The organism is Nocardia sp. NBC_01388 (assembly GCF_045040085.1).
Lineage (GTDB): Bacteria > Actinomycetota > Actinomycetes > Mycobacteriales > Mycobacteriaceae > Nocardia.
Window position 1 is genome coordinate 6,363,750 of sequence record NZ_CP109553.1, and the last position, 17,493, is coordinate 6,381,242.

The 17,493-nt window shown below is 65.5% G+C and carries 11 protein-coding genes and 1 pseudogene; all 12 read right to left on the reverse strand.

Annotated elements, in window-relative coordinates:
• Nucleotides 1-17: 17 nt before the first annotated feature.
• Nucleotides 18-1,940 carry a long-chain-fatty-acid--AMP ligase FadD32 gene (gene fadD32 / locus OG716_RS30635; protein ID WP_405133978.1) on the reverse strand — a complete coding sequence of 641 codons (1,923 nt, stop codon included), beginning with the start codon at nucleotides 1,938-1,940 and terminating at the stop codon, nucleotides 18-20.
• Between the two features lie 495 nt (nucleotides 1,941-2,435).
• Nucleotides 2,436-3,410: a cutinase family protein gene (locus OG716_RS30640; protein WP_405133979.1), complete on the reverse strand. Its 975-nt coding sequence runs from the start codon at nucleotides 3,408-3,410 to the stop codon at nucleotides 2,436-2,438.
• Nucleotides 3,407-3,937 carry a DUF732 domain-containing protein gene (locus OG716_RS30645; RefSeq protein ID WP_355125545.1) on the reverse strand — a complete coding sequence of 177 codons (531 nt, stop codon included), beginning with the start codon at nucleotides 3,935-3,937 and terminating at the stop codon, nucleotides 3,407-3,409. The genes OG716_RS30640 and OG716_RS30645 overlap by 4 nt, the downstream gene beginning before the upstream one ends.
• A gap of 217 nt (nucleotides 3,938-4,154) precedes the next feature.
• Nucleotides 4,155-6,158: an alpha/beta hydrolase-fold protein gene (locus OG716_RS30650; RefSeq protein ID WP_405133980.1), complete on the reverse strand. Its 2,004-nt coding sequence runs from the start codon at nucleotides 6,156-6,158 to the stop codon at nucleotides 4,155-4,157.
• A gap of 165 nt (nucleotides 6,159-6,323) precedes the next feature.
• Nucleotides 6,324-7,358: an alpha/beta hydrolase gene (locus OG716_RS30655; protein ID WP_405140020.1), complete on the reverse strand. Its 1,035-nt coding sequence runs from the start codon at nucleotides 7,356-7,358 to the stop codon at nucleotides 6,324-6,326.
• A 326-nt stretch (nucleotides 7,359-7,684) separates the two neighbouring features.
• A pseudogene (locus tag OG716_RS30660) lies at nucleotides 7,685-9,022 on the reverse strand (alpha/beta hydrolase-fold protein); the annotation flags it as partial.
• A 90-nt stretch (nucleotides 9,023-9,112) separates the two neighbouring features.
• Nucleotides 9,113-10,120 (reverse strand): alpha/beta hydrolase, encoded by a 1,008-nt coding sequence (locus OG716_RS30665; protein WP_405140022.1) that lies wholly within the window; start codon nucleotides 10,118-10,120, stop codon nucleotides 9,113-9,115.
• Nucleotides 10,121-10,411: 291 nt separating this feature from the next.
• The gene (locus OG716_RS30670) at nucleotides 10,412-11,389 is read right to left on the reverse strand and encodes an alpha/beta hydrolase (RefSeq protein ID WP_405133981.1); all 978 of its coding nucleotides are present in this window, start codon (nucleotides 11,387-11,389) and stop codon (nucleotides 10,412-10,414) included.
• Nucleotides 11,390-11,579: 190 nt separating this feature from the next.
• Nucleotides 11,580-12,602, reverse strand: a complete 1,023-nt coding sequence (locus OG716_RS30675; protein WP_405133982.1) for an alpha/beta hydrolase — start codon at nucleotides 12,600-12,602, stop codon at nucleotides 11,580-11,582.
• A gap of 217 nt (nucleotides 12,603-12,819) precedes the next feature.
• Nucleotides 12,820-13,905, reverse strand: coding sequence for an alpha/beta hydrolase (locus OG716_RS30680; protein ID WP_405133983.1), 1,086 nt, complete (start codon nucleotides 13,903-13,905; stop codon nucleotides 12,820-12,822).
• Nucleotides 13,906-14,135: 230 nt separating this feature from the next.
• Complete coding sequence (locus OG716_RS30685) at nucleotides 14,136-15,185, reverse strand: alpha/beta hydrolase (protein WP_405140024.1); 1,050 nt, start codon at nucleotides 15,183-15,185, stop codon at nucleotides 14,136-14,138.
• Nucleotides 15,186-15,491: 306 nt separating this feature from the next.
• The gene (zomB, locus tag OG716_RS30690; protein WP_405140026.1) at nucleotides 15,492-17,462 is read right to left on the reverse strand and encodes a flagellar motor control protein ZomB; all 1,971 of its coding nucleotides are present in this window, start codon (nucleotides 17,460-17,462) and stop codon (nucleotides 15,492-15,494) included.
• Nucleotides 17,463-17,493 lie beyond the last annotated feature (31 nt).

The following is a 17,493-nucleotide window of genomic DNA, read 5'->3' on the forward strand; positions in this document are numbered from 1 at the left end:
ACGTTAGATGCTCCGACTCACTCCTTGTCAGGAGCATCGGGGAAGGCCTGCTGCGTGTAACCACCACGCAGCGTGCCGTCCAGGTACGCCATCTTGCAGGCGGCACGGGCGATCTTGCCGCTCGAGGTGCGCGGGATCGAACCCGCGGTCACGAGCAGGATGTCCCGTGCGGTGACACCGTGCCGTGCCGAGAGCGCGCCACGCACCGCGTCCGTGATCGGACCCGGATCGGCCTTACCGGCGCCGGGGCCACGCTCGGCCACGATGACCAGCTGTTCGGAGCCGTTGTCCGCGTCGTACTTCAGACCCGAATGGCTGTCCGACTCGAAGACTTCCGCGGGCAGCTGATTGGCCGGAACCGAGAACGCGGCGATGAAGCCGGGACGCAGCGACTTCGAGGCCTCCTCTGCGGAGTACTCCAGATCCTGCGGGTAGTGATTGCGGCCGTCCACGATCACCAGATCCTTGACGCGGCCGGTGATATAGAGCTCGCCGTCGACGTACACGCCGTAATCGCCGGTGCGCAGCCAATTGCCATCGGCCGGAACACCCTCGGCGTGACTGCCGTCCGCGACCCGGTTGACGATCCGGTTGCGGAAGGTCTTCTGGGTCTCCTCGGCCCGACCCCAGTAGCCGATGCCGATATTGTTGCCGTGCAACCAGATCTCGCCGACCCGGCCCTCGGGCAGTTCGGTCGCGCCCTCGGGGGCATCGACCGATTCGGGGTCCACGATGGCGCCCCACTGCGAGAGCGCCACATAGCCGCAGGAGACCTGGGCGATGGAATCCGGCGTGCCCTGCTCGACCTTCACGATGCGACCGGCATTGAGCTCGACGCGGTCGACGTAGATGACCTTCGCCTCGTCCTCGTGCCGGGTGGCGGAGACGAACAGCGTCGCCTCGGCCATGCCGTAGCAGGGCTTGATCGCGGTCTTGGGCAGACCGTACGGCGCGAACGCCTCGTTGAACTTCTTCATCGAACCCGTTGTCACCGGCTCCGAGCCGTTGATCAGGCCGATCACGTTCGAGAGGTCCAGCGACTCGCCGTTCTTCGGCACGGCACGCGCGGCGGCGTGCTCGAACGCGAAGTTCGGTGCGGCCGCGAAGGTTCCGGCGCCGTCGGAGACGGCCGCCAGTTCCTGGATCCAGCGCGAGGGCCGCCGCACGAACGCGGACGGCGACATGATGGTGATGTACTTACCGCCCACGGCGGGCAGGATCACCGTCAGCAGACCCATGTCGTGGTAGAGCGGCAGCCAGGTGACGCCGCGCGAATTCCAGTTCAGATCCAGCGCATTCACCATCTGCAGCACATTGGTGCCGACGCCGCGGTGGGTGATCTCGACACCCGCCGGGGTGCGTGTCGAACCCGACGTGTACTGCAGATACGCGATATCGTCGACCGCGATATCGGGGCGGATCCACGACTCTCCGACACTGTCGGGAATCGCGTCCACCGCGATGATGCGAGGCCGCTGCGCCGCCGGCAGCCCGCGGAAGAACTGGCGAACACCAGCGGCGGAGGAGCTGGCCGTCAGGATCGCCGCGGGCGCGCAGTCACCGAGCACCGCGTGCAGGCGATCGGTGTGGCCCGGCTCGTCCGGATCGAACAGGGGCACCGAGATGGTGCCCGCATAGATCGCGGCAAAGAAGGAGATGACGTAATCCAGGCCCTGCGGGGCCAGGATCGCGACACGATCACCCCGCTTGGTCACCTGCTGAAGTCGTGCAGCTACCGCGCGCAGCCGAACGCCGAATTGACTCCACGTGAGGTCCTGGTAGACCCCGTCGCTCTCGCGTGAGTAGTCGATGTACCGGTAAGCCAGATCATCGGCGTCATTCCCGTGGGTGTGCTTCTCGACGTAGTCGACGAGGGTGCGCCCCTCGGGAATCGTGATGTTCCCCGTTTCGTCGAGGTAATCGTCGAAAGTCTCGTCCATTCCTTCTTCTCCTCCGAGGCACACGCGGCATGGGCGGCGACGATGCCGCTGTTACCTGTGAGGCCCCGACTCTTCGCCCGCGGGAAGCTTCTCGCGAAGCCGACCTGCAGAATTCTGTTGCGGTCTGCGCGGTGACCGTCTATTGGCTAGATGTACTCAAACCAGGGTCATGTTACAGAGGAGCCACCCTGCCATGCTCCGGAGCGGCTAAACATATCCCAGCTCACCAGACTCGCTTCCACGGGATCACCGGTGCGAATGTGGTGCTTTGGGTGGGCAGCCCTCCCGCTGGGGGACGAGGATGTGAGTTGCCGCACCCGGGGTTCCCGGGGGTGGTCCGGGTGGATGTGCCGACCACCCGGAGCGGGTGCGGCGACTGCTGTCATGAACACCTGCTCCTGGCTGTCCGGATGGTGCTGGGACACCGAGCGAACCGGGGCCACAACCTCGCAGCACTCTACAACGAGACCCCGAAACTAGGGGCTCGGTCGGAATTCACGAGTGCGCGGGATGCGGAGCCTTCTCAATCAGGCCATCGGCCCAGCTGACCGTCCACTGAGTTGCTGTGGTGCCGCTGTCGTCCACGACAAAGCCGTTGTAGAGGCTGTGGACAGGGTTGCCCGCCGCCTTCACGAGGGTGCCGACACTGCCGAGGATATTGAGCGGGTTGAGTGCCTGCTTGGGGGAATCACAGATGAGATCACCCTGCGCACAGATGGTGAATGTCCGATTCGCCAAGTCGCCGAAGCCGTCTCGCGGACCGGTCATGGTGATGCCCGGCACGTTCAGCCCCCGCAACGCGACCTCCGCGCCCACACCGGCCGGCGGCTGCCCGATCTCGATGGCCTGTCCCGGCCCCTGATCGCGACGCCCGTCGGCGATGACGGTCACGCCCAGCACCTTGTTCGCGGGCACCGGTCCCTTGCCCGCACCGATCTGCGCGGCCACATCACCGGCGATCACCGCGCCCTGCGAGAAGCCCGCGATCACATAGCTGGTGAGCGGGCAGTCGTGATAGGTCGCGGTGAGCTTCTCATTGGCACGCTGAGTGCCCTCGGAACGACTGTTGTTGTAGGACTGCTGACCATCCGGCGGCAGCGCGATCGGGTTCGAGAACTGCGCCACGTAGGGAACCGTGTAGACCTCGACCCGGCTGTTCGGGAACTGCGCCCGCACCGGATTGGTGATGTTCAGCATGAGCGACGCCGGATTCGCGGTCGGGTTGTACGGATCGTCGGTGCTGCTCGACTCCCAGGTACCCGGGACGCCCAGCATGAGCACGTCCGGGCAATTGGCCGACTGCGAGGTCGGCTCCTTGGGCCCGGGCGGCTTGGGACCCGGCAACCGCAGCCGGCCCGCCAGCAGGTACCAGAGCAGCAGCGCCACGATGATCACGATCACGATCGCGGCGATGAGCAGCAGGCAACCCGCCGGCTTGGACCGGCGTCCGGAGCGGCGTCGCGTCGTCACTTGTTGCAGTAACTCTTCGTCGCGACGTCGACGTAGATCTTGCCCGCCTGTTCGACCGACATCTTCGACTGGTCGAAGGACGGATCGGAGCCGGCGATCGCGGTGACGTAGGTGAGGATCTGATCGTCGGTCGCGCCCTGGGACTTGCCCTGGCACACCAGGTTTCCTGCGGTGAGCGCGATATCGGAGGCGGCGGGCGTGATGCCCTGCTTCTTCAGCTCGTCGAGGAAGGTCTTGTCACGGTCGGTGAGTGGGGGCGTGCCGCTCGGCGTGGTGAGGAACTGGCTCGGCACCGGCGCCGGGCGCTCGGGCGTCGTGGCGTCCGAAGAGGTTTGCGGCGCGGCCTGATCGGTCGGGCTGCTGTCGCCGCCGGCCGTCGTGGTGGGAGCCGCAGACGTCTTGCTCGTGGTCGGAGCCAGCGTGGGCGTGCTCGTCGCGGTCGAATCGTTGTTGCCACAGGCGGCAAGCAGTCCGGCGGCGGCGAGAGCAACAACGACGCCGAAAACCTTTCCACGGGTCCGATGCATTTATTCGCTTCCTTGATCTGTCTGGGGTCCACAAGGTCGCCCCCAGGCTAGCTGTGTTTATTTGCCTCCGCTTCGCTCCGGCGGGTTCGGGGCCCTGTTACCCGGTTCTTCCCTCGCTCCGCTCCCCCGCTCCGCTCAGTCCAGAACCGGGCGGGCCCCGAACATGGGGTGAGCCGGCCCGGGAGAGATCGGTCGGGGCGAAGTCGGGCAGGCGGAATCAGTTGGGGCGGACTTCCGGGCCCAGCGCCGGAATCAGCGGGGGCGAAATCTCCTCGGGTGGAGCGGCCGGTTGGGGGTCCGGGGCGGCGACCGGCACAGGCGCGGGGGCGGGGGCAGCCGCAGGTGCCGGGGCTGCGGCGGGCGCGGGCGCCGGCGCGGGCGCGGGATCGGGTGCGCCCGGCAGAGCTATCGGCCTGCCGTCCAGCGTGAAGGCCTGCGCCTTGCCGTCGCGCAGGATGATCGAGCCGCCCTGGAAGGTCTGCTGCGCGCCGGTGGGCGTGGCGGCCTCGTCACTGATCGGGAAGCCGAGCCCGCCGTTCTCGAAACCCTGTGCGCCCCAGGCGTCCATGATCGGACCCGAGCGCACGCCGAAGGCGCCGGACAGCGGACTCCAATAGATATTGCCGCCCTCGAAGCTCACGAAGCGGCCGAGATCACGCACCGGCTGTTCGGCGGCGGTCGGGAAGCCGAAAGGACTGTTCTCGAAACCGATTTGGGCGTACTTGCCAAGAATCAGGCCCTGCAGCTGGTGCGCACCGGTCTTGGCGCTGAAGTAGATGGGCCCGTTCTCGAAGCTCTGCACCACGCCGTCCTTGTTCGGGGTGCGTGTTTCGGGTCCGTTCGGGTAGCCGGCCGGACCGCGTTCGAAGCCGCCTTTACTCCACTCGTCGAGGATCGCGCCGCGCACCATCTGGGCGCCGGTCTGCGGTGTCCAATAGATCAGGCCGTTCTGGAACGGCTGGAAGCGCCCGCGGCCGTCCGGCAGTCCCTGGTCTCCGGCGGTCGGGAAGCCGATGCCGCCGGCCGCGCCATTGAGCCCTGCGAAAGTACCGCCGATCGCGCCGCCGACCGCTTGCGCTCCGGTGCCGGGCGAGTATGCCACCTGACCGCCCCGGAAGTCCTGCGTCACACCGCCGGTCACCGGATACTCCGGCGTCAGGCAGTCGCCGAGCCAGGTGTTGACCTGTGCCGCACCGGCGATCGCGCCGCCGAGCTTGCAGCCGCTGGGGGTGTTGTCCACTCCGAGCGCGGCCGCCGTATTCGGCCAGGACTGCCGCATTTCGAAATCCCAGTACGGCCAGGTGTGCGTGCCCGAGGGGCGGTAGCTGACCTGCACCGGAATATTCAGCTTGCCGAGTTTGGTGACGAAGTTCTGAGAGCTCAACCGCGACAGCACTTCCAGGCCCATACCCGCGTAATTCGTGGTGAGGCCGGGGATATCGCCGGGCGGATCGGTCGCGCCCGCGGTGCCGCTGCCGCTGGAGACATAGAGGCCGATGCCCTTGAGCTTGTCGGCCAGCTCGTACGGATCGTGTGCCTTCCATTCCGGACTGGTCGGCGGCCCGAACATATCGTTCGAATCGAATCCGCCCGCGTCCTTCATGGCGAAATTGACCATCTGCGGCATGCCGAGCGTGGTCAGGGTGAGGAAGCCGGAGTAGGAGGCCGCGTGCCGGACCCAGCCGGGATTGCGCGCGGCCAGCATCATGGCGGCCGTGCCGCCCATCGAAAGTCCGGATACCGCACGCACATCCGTGGCGCGCCACTGACTCTCGAGCAGTGGGGGCAGTTCCTTGGTGAGGAAGGTTTCCCACTTGTAGTTGTGGCCCTGATCCGGTTGCAGCCAGTCGGCGTAGAAGCTGGACTGACCGCCGACGGGCAGCACCACGGTGACGTTCTTGTCGGCGAAGAAGCCGGCCGCGCCCGCATCCTTCGTCCAGCCGTTCTCGTCATCGGTGGCGCGCAGACCGTCGAGCATGTACATGGTCGGGAATTTCGCATCCGGGCGCGAACGCCAGTCCCGGGCCAGCAGCAGCTGCACTTCGATCGGGGATCCGGAGGCGGGCGAGTTCACCCACAGCGCCACCCGGCGATCACCCAGCCACACTGCCTTCTGGACCGTCGCCGCAGCGCCGGACGTATCGGGTTCGGCGGCCGCGGGGGCTATGCCCGCAAAACCGCCTACTCCCGCGAAAGTGCCCGCGGCCAGCGGAAATACCACTGCCGCAGCACATGCCGCCCAGCGACGGCGCGCCCGCTTCGTCCCACGAACCACTCCAACCACACAAGTGTTGTACCCCTGAAAGTCCAATTCCAGGGGTGCGACGCGCGGGAAACGGGTGCACTACAGCAAACGACCGGTTTCCTTTTCCGGGAATGTCACCGGCTATGCGCCGAGCGCGGCCAGGATCTCCGGACGCGCACTCGTCAGCTGGTCCTGCCAGTAGCCCCACGAATGGGTGCCCTTGGTCGGCAGGCTGTAGTGCGCACCGATGCCGAGCTGATTCATCCGCCCCATGAACGCGATGGTGTTGACCATCGAGAGCGCCTCCAGCGCCACCGCGTTGACGGTGTTGAACGCCCCCGCCTCCGGATTGTCGTGCGCACCCAGTGCGCCCCAGGACGCCGAGATGTACATGGGCAGGCCGCGCAATTGCGGTGCGAAGACGAAGGGATCCATCCGCAGCCACTGCGGGCTCCACGGCCACGCCATCGAATCCACATTGAAGCGACCGGCATCCAGCATGGCGATCCGGATCGCCTCGCGCATACCGGGCGCGGAGATGTTCAGGTAGCCGGAGAAGGACGAGGCGTGCTTGAACATATCGCGGTGGTAGGCGGCGAGAGCCAGTGCCGACGAACCGCCCATGGAGAGTCCGGCGATCGCGTTCTTGCTGCGGGACACCCCGAGTGGTTCCAGGAAGGCGGGCAGCTCCTGGGTCAGGAAGGTCTCCCAGCGATAGGTGAACTTCTGACCGTTGGTGCTCGAGGGCGCACGCCAATCGGTGTAGAAACTGGATTGCCCGCCGACCGGCATCACCAGCGTCACATTGTCATCGGCGAAGAGCTGCATGGCATTGGTCTCGAAGGACCAGGCGTTGAAGTCGTCCCGCGCGCGCAGACCGTCGAGCAGGTACAGGGCGGCGTCACCGCCGCGGGCGGCCCACTGCACCTGTACCTTGATCGGCCCCATGCTGGAGGGAACCATGAGCTCTTCGAAGCGCGGACGCGGCGGCGGCGCGGGTTCGGCGGCGGGCGCGGGTGCGTCCGCAGGCGCGGCTGCCGGTGCGGGTGCGGCCGCAGGTGCGACGGGCGGCGCCGCCGGAGCCGCGGGCTCCGCCGTGGCGGCGGGTGCGCGATGTAGCGGACCGGACACCGGTGCGGCCTGCGCTACTCCCGAAATGCCGGGAAGTCCCGACATTCCAGGCAGCACAGCCACTCCCGGTAATGCGGCCGCCGCGACCGCGGCCGCGACCAGGCGGCGCCAGCCGGGCACCCGGACGCCCCGCGCGGCGGGTATCCGGTGTGCCGAAACAGTTTTCCGAACCGAACGCGGGCATGACGCACCCTGGACTGCCATCAGAATGTGCTCCTGAACCACACAAGGGGGGAACGACACCAAACGTGACCGGCGTCACGGACAGGAGCACTTTAGCGGTGCCTGGAGGGTAACTGGCTGGTATCCCAGTCAGCTGGCGTGTATCTCAGTCAACTAGCACGTATTTCGGCTTTCCCGTCGTGAAAGACGATCGATCCGTGTTGGAAGTTCTGTTGCACTCCGCCCGGAATGGGAGTTTCGTCGCTAATCGGAAATCCGAGCGCCCCAGTGGGTCCCGCCGCTCCTTCATACGCGCCGCCGATCATTCCCCCCACCGCATGCGCGCCGCCGGCCTGCGACCACAGCACCCGGCCACCGCGGAAATCCTGGGCCGCGCCACCGGTCAGCGGAATCTCCGGGGTCAGGCAATCTCCCAGCCATGTCTTCCCCTGCGCCACAGGCAGTATCGCGCCGCCGGCCGCACAGTCCGGTTTGCCGGTATCGACCCCCAATGCGGCCGCCGCCTGCGACCAGGACTGGCGCATCTCGAAATCCCAGTACGGCCAGGAATGCGTGCCGGACGGACGGTAATTCACCTGCACCGGAATGCTGAGCTTATCGAGCTTGGCCACGAACTGCGTCGAGGAGAATCGCGCGAGACTCTCCAGCGCCATCCCGGTGAAATTGGTGCTCACACCGGGAATTCCGGCGGGGATGTCGAACCGTCCGGTCAGGCCGCTGCCGCTCGAGACATAGAGGCTCACGCCCCTGAGCTTCTCGGCTATCGCGTACGGATCGTGGGCGTCCCACTCCGCATCGGTGGCCGGACCCCACATGGCATCGGAATTGAAGCCGCCCGCGTCGTGCATGGCGTACTTGATCGCCTGCGGCATACCGAGAGTCGTGGTGGCGAGCAGTCCGGAGTATGAAGCCGCGTAGCGGACGAACCCTGGATTACGCGCCGCGAGCGTCATGGCCGCGCTGCCGCCCATGGACAATCCCGCCAGTCCGCGCACGTTCGTGGTGCGCCAGTCCTTGTCCAGCAGTGGCGGTAATTCCTTGGTGAGAAAGGTTTCCCACTTGTAGTTCTTGCCGTTGTCCGGTCGCAGCCAGTCGGTATAGAAACCGGCCTGCCCGCCCACCGGCAATACGACCGTCACGTCTTTATCGGCGTAGAAAGCCTGCGCGCCAGCGTCTTTGGTCCAGCCGTTCTCCTGATCGGTGGCCCGCAAGCCGTCGAGCATGAACAGTGCCGGAAATTTCATATCCGGTCTGCTGTTCCATTCCCGCGCGAGCAGCAGCTGCACCTGGATCTGCGTGCCCATGGACGGTGAATCGATCCACAGGGCGACCCGTCTGTCGTTCAGCCACACCACATTCCGAATGGCGGACTTCGTCGGCACCTGCGCCGCACCCGGGTCCGCGAATGCCGTTCCACCCCCCAGCAGTACCGTCGTAGCCGCCGTAAGCGCCACGAGCCCACCCCACCTGGGTCTCCGTCGTCTACCTCTTGCCACAGGTGCCACCCTAGTTCGCTTCCGCCCCATCGGCTTCCGAACCCTGACAGAGCGAAGAACCGGCCACCCCGAGGGGGTGACCGGTCCTTTTCGTGTGTCCCGCAGGCGAGGCCTACGACATCAGGAATTCAGTGCTGCCAGGATGCTCGGGCGGGCTTTCCACAGCTCGGCCTCCCAGTTCTTCCAGTTGTGCACACCGATCGCCGGGTAGTCGTAGGTCACGTTGTTCTTGAAGCCCAGCTGATTCATCCGGGCCTGGAACAGGTGCGTGGTGACCATCGCGATGGCCTCGATACCCATGGCGTTCATGGTGTTGAAGGCGCCCGCCTGCGCGTCGGTGCCACTCGGCAGACCGCTGGCCGCCGAGATATACATCGGCAGACCCTTGAGCTGCGGTGCGAACACCGACGGGTCCATGCGCAGCCAGGCCGGGCTCCACGGCGCGGCCATGGAGTCCACATTGAAGCGACCGGCGTCGAGCATCATGACGCGCATGGCCTCACGCATACCCGGTGCGTTCCAGTCCAGCGGACCGGAGAAGGAACAGGCCTGCTTGAACTGATCACGGTGGTAGGCGGCCATGCGCAGCGCGGCCGGGCCACTCATCGAGAGACCGACCACCGCGTTGTTGGTGCGCGAAACGCCGTAGCCCGCAAGGAAATCAGGGAGTTCCTTGGTAAGGAACGTTTCCCACTTGTAGGTGAATTTCTGGCCATTGGTATTGCTCGCCGAGACCCAGTCCGCGTACCAGCTGGACTGACCGCCGACCGGCATCACCAGGGTGACATCGTCGTTCTCGAACTGCTGCTGGGCGTTCGTCTCGAACGACCAGGCATTCTTGTCATCGCGGGCGCGCAGGCCGTCGAGCAGATAGATGGCCTTGTCGCCACCGTTCTTCGCCCACTGCACCTGCACCTTGACCGGGCCCATACTGGACGGAACCATCAGCTCGTCGTAACCGCCGGCGGGGGTGCGATGCACCGGACCGGCAATCGGAGCGGCGATGGCGATAGTCGGAGCCGCCACTGCCGCGGCGGTCGGGATAGCCAGTGCCGCAGCGCCTGTAGCCAGAAGTCGTGCGCCCCAGCCACGGTGAGCACTACGTCCTGACCGGACTCCACCCGGCATGGCGGACCTGCCGAAACGCATGGATACTGCTCCTTCTCTACTGCATAAGTTCAGTTGTTGTCACGCAGCGCGCACGGCAATGCCGTTGCAGGCGTGCATGATCAGCGTTCACCACGAATCCCGACCTTCGAAGTGAACGATGCGCTACCACGGTCTGGTCACATGCGCTCGCTGGAGGGTATTCGACCTTCCACACGGTTGGCAAGGTGACGCTGAATTTCGACCGTAATCGTGCGGTGACCTTATCGCGAAACATCAGTGATGTCGCGGCAACAGCAGAATCCCTTACGGTCAGCCGATGTTCGCACTCAGATCCGGAAGCATGTTGTAGACCTGATCCGCCCAGTAACCCCAGCTGTGCACACCGTTCGGGGTGTAGTCGAAGACGGCATTGCCGGGACCGAGCGAGTCCATACGCGCTTGGAAGGCACGGGTATTCGCGAGTGCGATGGTCTCCAGCCCGGCCGCATTCGTCAGGTTGAAGGCATCCAGTGCGGAGTTCACCGCATCCCGTGGGCCCGGTTGGCCGTTACCCGAGGAGATCCACAGCCGGGTGCCATTGGCCCGCAGCAGTGGTGCGAACACGAAAGGATCGTTGCGAAGCCACAATTCACTCCATGGCGGTCCCCACATGGAGTCGATGTTGAAGCCGCCGGCATCGAGCAGCGCCATCCGCAGCGCTTCGCGCATACCGGGCGCGGAGATATTGAGATAACCGGAATACGATGCGGCATAACGGAACTGATCCGGGTGATACGCTGCGAGCACCAGGGCCGCGCTACCGCCCATGGACAATCCGAACACACCGTTCCCGTTCGGATTGAAGCCCAGCCGCTCGGCCAGCGCATTTCGCAGATCCCGGGTCAGAAAGGTTTCCCAGGCATACGGCGCGGGTTGCCCATTGGTATTGCTGGGCGCCACCCAGTCGGAGTAGAAACTGGACTGGCCGCCGACCGGCATGACCACATTGATGTTCCACGCGGTGAGCGCCCGCTCGACATCGGTGTCGATCTCCCAGCCGGACAGGTCATTACGCGCCCGCAAACCGTCCAGCGCATACACCACCCGCTGGGTATTGCCGTCCTGTGCGCGGAAGATGCGCGACTTGATCGGGCCCATACTCGAATCGACCCAGAAGTCGGATCCGGCCGGATCGAATCCGGCTGCCGCCGGGGCCGCTCCCCCGCCTACCGCCACCGCCCACGGCAACACCATGGCGAATGCCAGACCGGCTCCGGCCCTGCGGAGTGAACGCATCGAGAAACGCATCTGTGTCGCCTTTCCGAGTGTGGTCACCGTTGACCACCACTGAAATGCAGAAGCTGTCGCCGCTCTCGCTTCTCTATAGGCCCTTATCCGGAGCCGATCGCTCGAAAAACACCTCGGACGCCGAATTGTGATAAGCCCGATATGCGAAGGCCCCCGCCGGATCGGGCGGGGGCCTTCGCATTCGGTCGCTTTACCCGATATTTGCCGACATGTCCGGAATCATGCGATACGCCTCGTCCTGCCAGTTGGTCCAGGCGTGCAGACCGACGGGCGGGAACGAATACGTGACGTTCCGGGCGCCCAGCGTGTCCATGCGCACCTGGAAGGCGCGAGTATTGGCCAGCGCCAATGCCTCCAGCGGCGAACCCCGCACGATGCGATCCGTGGCCGCGCCGAGTGGGATATCGAGATCCTGCTGCATGGGCAGACCGCTGCCCGCCGCGACCCAGAGCCGGGTGTTGTTCCCGACCAAGGTGGGGGCGAAGACGAACGGATCCATGCGCAGCCAGCGGTCACCCCAGGGCGGGGCCATGGAATCCACGTTGTAACCACCGGCGTCGATCATGGCGACCCGAATCGCCTCCCGCATACCCGGTGCGGAGATGTTCAGGTAGCCGGAAAAGGAACCGGCATAACTGAACTGATCCGGGTGATAGGCGGCCAGGGTCAGCGCCGCACTGCCGCCCATGGACAGGCCGAAGACGCCATTGCGATTGGGGTTGAACCCCAGGCGATCTCGCAGCGCCCAGCGCAACTGGTTCGTCAGGAAGGTTTCCCAGTCGTACCGGTAGCTCTTGCCGGGCCCGGCGCCGAGCGCCTCGGTGGCGCCCGAACCGGTATTGGCCGCGGACGAACCCGCGCCCGCCGGGACCCCGAAGAACGAACTCGGGGAATTCCAGTCGGCATAGAAACTGGACTCACCGCCGACGGGCATGACCACATTGATATTCCAGCTGGCCAGGACGTCCGCGACATTGGTGTCGTTCTCCCAGCCGTTCAAGATCTCGGTGGCGCGCTGACCATCGAGGGCATAGACGACCCGGTCGGTATTGCCGTCCGCCGCACGCAGGACGCGCGTCTTGATCGGACCCATGACCGGTGAGTCCACCCAGAAGTCGAAGGCCGCCGGGTTGAACGCCGCTGTAGCAGGCCCGGTTCCGGCCACCGTGAGAGCAAGTGGCAGGACGAGCGTCGCGGCGACGCCCAGGACCATTCTTTTGAAGCCTCTAACCCGCATCGACCTAGCCCTCTCGTTGGAGCAGAACCGAGCTTGCACACCAGTCTTCTTCGATTGATCTTCTTCGATACGGGGCGAATGTCCGCTCATCGGCCCGGCGTGTTTGCGAGTCCGATTACCCGAGTCCGGACCGAGACCGACGAAAAAGGCCCCCGCCCTGAGGGGCTGGGGCCTTATCACTGCTGCTCAGGGGCTAGCCGATATTCGAGGACAGGTCCGGAATCATGCGGTAGACCTCGGCCGCCCAGTTCGCCCAGTTGTGCACACCGGACGCAGGGAAGTCGTAGTCGACATTGTTGGCGCCGATGGCGGCCATGCGCACCTGGAAGGCGCGAGTATTGGCCAGCGCGAGCGCCTCCAGTGGCATGCCCTGGATAACCGACATCACCGATGTCACATCGCCCGGGCCGGGAATGGCACTGGCGGCGGAGATCCACAGCCGGGTGTTGTTGGCCTTCAGCCGCGGCGCGAATACGAACGGGTCCATGCGCAGCCACTGCGGGCTCCACGGCAGGGCCATCGAGTCGACGTTGAAGCCGCCGGCGTCGGCCATCGCGAGGCGCATGGCCTCCCGCATACCAGGGGCGGAGATGTTCAGATAGCCGGAGAACGAACCCGCGAAGCTGAACTGATCCGGGTGGTACGCGGCCAGGGTCAGGGCCGCTGAACCGCCCATGGACAGGCCGAAGACGCCATTGCGATTCGGGTTGAAGCCGAGGCGGGCACTGAGCGCATTGCGCAGGTCCTTGGTCAGGAAGGTTTCCCAGGTGTAGCGGTAGCTCTTGCCCGGACCGCCGGACATCATCTGCAGCTCACCGGAACCCGAGGCCGACCCTGAGGACGAACCCGAGGACGAACCGGTACCGGCGGGAATGCCGAGGACGGTGCTGGGCGCGGCCCAGTCGGCGTAGAAGCTGGACATGCCGCCGACCGGCATGACCACATTGATGTTCGCGGCGGTCAGTGCGCGCGCCACATCGGTGTCGCTTTCCCAGCCGCTGATGTCGTCGCGAGCGCGCATACCGTCGAGTGCGTAGACGACGCGATCGGTGTTACCGTCCGCCGCCCGGAAGATACGCGACTTGATCGGGCCCATACCGGTGGAGGAATCGACCCAGAAATCCATGGCGGTCGGATCGAAGGCTGCGTTCGCGGACCCTGCCACACCTGCCACCGACGCCCCGAACGGGAGCAGTAGCGCCAAGGCCATGCCGAGGACAGACTTCCTAACCCAGCCGCCGCTCGATCTCCGACGTCTATCCTGCGCACCTCGCATCATCAGGCCTTTCGTGTTCGTTCGTTTCAACCGCGTGCTCGGGGCCACGGCGGGCGTCTCGGGGAGCCTATCGTTCTACGGCTAACGGAGCGTTATCGGAAAGAGACATATGTGATTGGGACCACTAGTACGAGCATTTGTGGCCCGGACCAGGTAGTTGATACAAAAAGGGACACAAAAGGCACGCGGTACGAATACCGCGCCGCCCCTGCGGGTGTGACCCGGCAACTATGTCAGCCAATGTGCGCCGACATATCAGGGGTCAGCCGATTCAGCTCGGACTCCCAGTTTTTCCAGTTGTGCACACCGACGGCCGGGTAATCGTAGGTGACATTGCTCGCGCCGAGACCGGAGAGCCGAGCCTGGAAGGATTTGGTGCCCACCAGCGCGATGGCCTCGATACCCATGCCCTCGACGGTGGAGGCATTGATGGCATCGGCCGACGACGGCAATCCACTACCCGCCGAAATGAACAGGCGCGTGTTGTTGGCCTTCAATTTCGGCGCGAAGGTGAACGGATCGAGATGCTGCCATTTCACGTCCTTGGCCTTGGCGAGCGCGTCGATGTTGTAACCGCCGGCATCCAGCATGGCGACCCGGACGGCATCCCGCATACCCGGCATGGACAAATTCAGCGCACCGGAAAGCGATGCGGCGTACGAGAACTGATTCGGATAGAAGGCCGCCAGCACCATCGCGGCGCTGCCGCTCATGGACAGACCCACAACGCCGTTGTGAGTCACATTGAAGCCCAGGCGATCCCGCAGCGCATCACGCAGGTTCTGGGTCAGGAACGTCTCCCACATATAGGCGGAGGTCTTGCCCGGCCCGCCCGCGAGCGCCTCGGTGGCACCGGAACCCGAGCCCGCGAGCGTGCCCGCGGGGATGCCGAGGAAGGTGCTCGGCGAGGCCCAGTCGGCATAGAAGCTGGACATGCCGCCGACCGGCATGACCACATTGATGTTCGCGGCCATCAGGGTCTGCGCCGCACCGGTCTCGATTTCCCAGCCGCTGTCGTCGTCGCGGGCGCGCATACCGTCGAGCAGATAGACCACCCGGTCGGTATTGCCGTCCGCCGCCCGGAACACCCGGGATTTGATGGGCCCCATGGTCGAATCGACATAGAAGTCCATGCCCGCGGGATTGAAGGCGGCATGCGCGACACCGGACCCGAGACCACCTGCTGCCACCGACGCACCGAACGGTAGCAAGGCCGCCACGGCCAGACCCACTGCTGATCTTCGCAACCATCCGCGCCCGGCGCCTGTGCCCCGGGCCCGAATCTCCTGCGCCCCACCCACCGTCAAGCCTCGCACGTCTCGTTCGGCCTTTCGTCGGCACGACCGGCTGCCCATGCCAGGGCGCGGGCCGTGTATTGCGACAACCGTTGCGACACATACGAGATGGACCGCGACGGGCTACCCAGGGATGCTATCGCTAAACGACCCCCGGGGTGTTACCAAACCGAGATGGGAGTGCGTTATCCGGTTGCGAATCGGACACAACGGCGGCGACCCTGTGTTAAAGGATCGCCGCCGTGGGTGATTCGATAAATTTGCCCGGAATTGTCCCGGGGACAGACCGTCTCGCTACTTGGGTGGCACCGGGACTGCCGGAGCCGACGGATACGGATCGACCAACCCGCACCGCTGGATCTCGTACTTCGGCACCCGATCGATCCGGTACTGCGAGAAGTCCAGTGACTGCATCACATTATGCCGGAACCGATCGAAGGTCAGCGGCGACCGTGAGGACGCCAGCAGATCCTGGGTCTGCGGGCAGGACAGCGCGACTCGCGCCTGCTGCACCCACTTATCGTCCATGTACCAGGGCAGCCACGGATGCTTGTCGACCATGCCCGCATCCACCACGACCCAGTCCGGGTACAGGTTCTTGTCGTGCCCGATACGGCCGTCGGTGAGCCGGTCGGTATGCGCCGCAAGCGGATACGCCAGGCCCATCTGATCGATGACCCGCACGTTCAGCGGCACGTTCATGCTGGTCATACCGAGATTCAGGAAGAAGACGGTATGCCCGGCGCCACCGTCCGGGATGGGCGACGGCGGCGGTGCGACGTACCAGAACATGAAGGACGGCGAATTGAGCAGCAGGCCGCCGTCCGGCGTATCCGAGATGTCCTGAACCATGGCGCGCATACGCGGATAGTCCAGATAATCCTCAGCCAGGATCGGGTGATCGTGACCGGTGTTGAGCACGTAGTAGATTCGCTCGTCCACGATGCCGTTGGAGGCGATCTTGGTGCCGGTCGTGATGGCCGTCGTATTGGCCGCGAACAGCGCCCAGCCCGCGGTGCCGACGAAGCCCGCCAGCACCACCGCGAGCGCCCAATCCATGCGGCGCCCGCCCCGCTCTCCACTGAAGATGTTCTGCGGCACCCGCACCGGCAGCACGGCCACCGGCAGCATGAGGCAGAACAGCTGCGGCAGCAGCATTCGGCCGTGCATGAAGTCGCCGCCGACGCGGAGCTCGTAGACGATGAGCACCACACCGCTGCCGACCATGAGCGTGACGACGGCGGCGGGAGTGTGCAGCCAAACGCTGAGCCGGTGAATCCGAGTGCGCCAGCGCTTGTCCGAATCCCCGGAGACCTCGTCATCCGAGGCATGGCGGCCGAGCGAGCCGACGGCGCGGCCGGACCGTACCGCGAACACCGCGGCGATCACGAGCAGCAGCAGTGGCAGCCACAGCCAATACGGGCCGACGAAGTTCCACAGATAGATGAAGCCCTGATGCCACTTCGCACCCGCCGCATCCTTGGCGACGGCCGTATTCGGGTACGGCAGACCGTAATAGCCCATGCGCCAGATCTGGTAGGCGACCGGCGCCAGCCCGGCGACCAGCACGATGCCGGAGCGGAAGACGATCGGCCGCAACCTGGTCCGCGGCAGTGGCGCGCAAAAGATCACGAGCAGTGCCGGGCCGCCGACGAGCGTCATCTCCGGCCGGATCAGCGGGGCCAGTCCGGCGAAGAACACCAGGCCGAAAAAGCCTGGCAGGCGCACCCGTTCGGCCTGACTCCAGCGGACCAGCAGCCACCACAGCACTGCCAGCCAGCAGATGACCAGGCAGTTCTCCAGACCGGAGGTGGCGTAGTCACGGGCAGGCGGCATGGCGATGTAGACCAGTGCACCGGCCGGGACCAGGAGCGCGGATTTCGTTCCGCCCCAGAGCCTTGCCGAACCGAGCATGGCGAAGACGATCGCCAGCACCGACAGCGTGAGCGCGATGCCGAGCACCACGTACTCCAGCCGCAGCTGGGTCAGCCAGCTGAAGAACCAGACGACGTAGGTCCAGGCCGCGCTGGTATTGGTCTCGACGCGTTCGCCCTCGTTGAACACCGGGCCGTTGCCCGCCAGCAGGTTTCGCACCGTGCGCAGCACGATCAGCCCGTCGTCGGCGATCCATCGCCGCTGCCAGGCGCCGACTGCGAAAAGGGTCGCGGTCAGCACGATCCCACCGATGAAGACGGTGCGAGATAGTCGCGAGAAACGGCGCGCGGACACATCTGCCGCACGCCGATGGGCGCTGCCGACCGGCAACTGTGCCGTCGGTGCGCCCTCCCCTCGCTCT